This window comes from Longimicrobium sp., from assembly GCF_036554565.1.
In the GTDB taxonomy this organism is placed as follows: Bacteria; Gemmatimonadota; Gemmatimonadetes; order Longimicrobiales; family Longimicrobiaceae; genus Longimicrobium.
This window is the reverse complement of the sequence record NZ_DATBNB010000415.1, coordinates 1-3,092: the sequence shown is the minus strand read 5'-3', so window position 1 is coordinate 3,092 and position 3,092 is coordinate 1. Positions and strand designations below refer to the sequence as shown.

General features: G+C 73.7%; 4 protein-coding genes. 2 read left to right on the top strand and 2 right to left on the bottom strand.

Translation table 11 applies throughout. From position 1 onward, the window contains the following. Positions 1-1,539, top strand: a 1,539-nt coding sequence (locus VIB55_RS11335; RefSeq protein WP_331876772.1) for a DbpA RNA binding domain-containing protein, incomplete at its 5' end; no start/stop codon positions are given. A gap of 81 nt (positions 1,540-1,620) precedes the next feature. Here the strand turns inward: VIB55_RS11335 and VIB55_RS11330 are convergent. Both VIB55_RS11330 and VIB55_RS11325 read right to left on the bottom strand, forming a co-directional pair. Next, positions 1,621-2,097: a Smr/MutS family protein gene (locus VIB55_RS11330; RefSeq protein ID WP_331876771.1), complete on the bottom strand. Its 477-nt coding sequence runs from the start codon at positions 2,095-2,097 to the stop codon at positions 1,621-1,623. A gap of 99 nt (positions 2,098-2,196) precedes the next feature. Next, on the bottom strand, positions 2,197-2,484 hold the full coding sequence (locus VIB55_RS11325; protein WP_331022159.1) for an HU family DNA-binding protein: 288 nt from the start codon (positions 2,482-2,484) through the stop codon (positions 2,197-2,199). A 108-nt stretch (positions 2,485-2,592) separates the two neighbouring features. Between VIB55_RS11325 and VIB55_RS11320 the strand changes: the two genes are divergently transcribed. Next, positions 2,593-3,092 (top strand): GAF domain-containing protein (locus VIB55_RS11320; protein ID WP_331876770.1); only part of this gene is annotated, 500 nt, incomplete at its 3' end.

Sequence of the window (3,092 nt, the reverse complement as noted above, 5' to 3'; positions counted from 1 at the left end):
GTGCCCTTTGCCCAGGCCGCGGGGCTCACCGTCAGCGGCTCGGGCGGGGGATGGGGGACGGGCGCGGGCGAAGCCGAGGTGCTGGCCGCCACGCCGCAGGAGGTGATGGAGGGCGTACGCACCTCCGAGGTGAAGCTGGAGGGCGTGGAGGCGGTGGTGGTGGATGGCGCGTCGGAGATCCACGCGCTCGGCGGATGGGAAACGCTGGAAACCCTCTTCGACCACCTGCCGCGCGACGCGCAGCGGGTGATCGTCACCGCCGAGGTCACCGAGCCGGTGGAAGACCTGGCCGGCCGCCGGGTGAAGCGCGCCCTGCGCTACCCGTCCGAGCCCGCCTCGCCGGACCTTCACGAGGCCGCCGCCGAGCCCACCTCCACCGTCGGCTACGTGGCCGTGGCGGAGCGTGACAAGCTGGGCACCGTGGCGCGCCTGCTGGGCGGCGGGCCGGCGCCGGTGCTGTACTGCCGCACCGACGAGCGCGCGGCCCAGGTGTCCGAGGCGCTGACCCTGCGCGGCTTCCTGGTGGGCGACGCGGAAGATCCCGATGCGGACGTGGTGGTGCTCGGCTCCTCGGTGGACGAGGACGAGGGGGCGCCCGAGGGGCAGGTGATCAGCTTCGACGTTCCGGCGGACGAGGCCACGCTGCGGGCCCGCCACGGCGGCGAAGACCCGGGATTCGTGCTGGTGGAGCCGCGCGAGCTGGCGCACCTGCGGCAGATCGCCAGGCGCGCGGGCTTCCACGCGCAGCCGGGGGGGATCGAGGGCGAGGCGCCGGTGGGCGGGTCGGCGGAGCTGCGCGCCTTCCGGGGCGACCTGCGCCGGGCGCTGCGCGAGGAAGACCTGGCCGCGCAGATGCTGATCCTGGAGCCGCTTCTGGAAGACTTCACCGCGACGGAGATCGCCGCGGCGGCGTCCGCGCTGCTGCGGAAGAAGCGCGCGGCCGAGCCGGCGTCGCCCACCGCGGCGGATGCCCTTCCCGCGGCCGCGGCGGCGGCGCGCAACCGCCTGGCCCGGCCGGCGCCGGGCGGGCACGCCGAGTCGGGCGCCATCCCCGGCGCGTTCGCTCGCCTCTTCATCAGCGTGGGCGAGCGCGACAACGTGCGCCCCAACGAACTGATGGGCGCCATCGCGGGCGAGGCCGACATCCCCGGCAGCAGCATCGGCAAGATCGACATCCGCGACACCTTTTCCGTGGTCGAGGTGCCGGCGGAGATGGCCGAGCGGGTGATCAGCGCGCTGAACGGCACCAGCATGAAGGGCCGCAGCCTGCGCGTGGACTACGATCGCCAGAAGAAGGCGGGCCCCGGCGGCGGCGGGCCGCCCATGCGCCGCATGCAGCGCGGCCCGGGCGCGGGTGGACCGCGCGAGGACCGGCCCCGCGACGACCGGCCGCGCGACCGCGACGATCGTCCTCGCGGCGGCGCCGGCGGCCCCGGCGGCCGTCCGCGGCCCGGGGGTGGCGGAGGCGGTCCCCGTGGCGGCGCCGGCCCGCGCGGGGGCGCGGGTGGCGGCGGCTTCCGGCGCCCGCGCGACGAGTGAGGGCGCGGGGATGAATGGAGAAAGGGCGGCGCGCAGCCATTGCGCGCCGCCCTTTTCGTCGGCTACACTCTTGCCCGCCGCTCAGCCCTCGTTCAGCAGCCGGCGGATCTCAGCCTCCAGCAGCGCGGGGGTGGAGGCGATGCCCAGGTCGGCGAGCGCTTCCTCGGCCCGCAGGCGCAGGGCAGGTTCGGCGTCGCGCAGCAGCGGCGGCACGCGGGCGGGGGGACGCGGCGCGTGGATGCGGGCGGGACGGCGCAGTTCCACGCGAAAGCTGCCGCCCAGGTTTTCGGCGCTCCAGCGGCTGACCAGGCTGCCCTTGAGCCCGGCCAGCAGGTGCTCGATCTCGTTGCGGACCACGGGAATGCCGCCCGAATGCAGGCCGCGGCCGGTGACCACGACCACCGTGCGGACGTTCTCGGCCTGGCGCGCGCGCAGCCACGCCTCGGCACGGTGCCGCGCCTCGTCGCCGGTCAGGCCGTGAAGGTCCAGCACGGGATGCACCGACCCCCACGCCTCGCGGGACACGCCCCCGGCGGGCGGACGCTTCTTCCTGGGCATGGCGGGACGGCGGCGACGGGATGGAAGGTGGATGAAAACACGAGGGGCCCCGGTGCGAACCGTGGCCCCTCGAGGATGGCGAACCGGTGCGGGCCTGTTTCAGGCGCCGAGCATGTCCTTGAGGCGCTTGCCGATCTTGAACGCCGCGCTGGTGCTGGCCGCGATGTCGATCTCGTTGCCGGTGCGCGGGTTACGTCCCTTGCGCGCCTCGCGCTTCTTGCTCTCGAAGCTGCCGAACCCCGTGATCTGCACCTTGTCCCCGTTCCGCAGCGCGTCGGCGATGATGCCGCCCTCTACGCCGAACAGCGCGTCGACCGCCTTGGTGGCCTCGGCACGGCTCAGATCGGCACGGGAGGCGAGCTGCTGAATGAGTTCAGACTTGTTCACGAAGGAGCTCCTGTCTTTAAGAGGGTGTGACCTGGCGAAAAAACCAAACGGCGGCGCCGTTCGCACCGTAGAGTAGGTGCACCCTCCGCACTCGTCAAGAGAGTTGCTGTGCAAGAAACCCCAGTAGCTGCGCCGATTCCCGCCCATGAGCGCCATCTGCGCGAGCTGACGGCGGCCCGCGAGATCGCCCACGCCTTCCTGACGGCGCGCACGCCCGACGAGGTGTATCGCCTTGCCCTGGAACGGGTTGCCCCCGTCGTGGGCGCCGCGTTCGGGTGCGTGTACCTGCGCGAAAGCGACGACGTTCTGCGCCTGGTGGCCGCCTGGAACTGGCCCACGGCGTATCGCAGGTTCCTCGGGGAGATGCGGGTTCGCGTGGGGCTGGGTCCCACCGGCAGCGCTGTCGCGGAGGGGCGCCCCGTGGAGGTGTACGACGTGTTCGCCGACCCCGAGCTGGCCGACTGGTGGGACGCGGCGCGCGAGCTGGGGTTCGCGTCGTCGGTGTCGCTCCCCATCATCCTGGCCGGCCAGGCAGAGGGCGCGCTCACCTTCTACTTCGCCCGCACCGACCGGCTGGACGAGGCCGACCGCTCGCTGCTGCGCCTGGT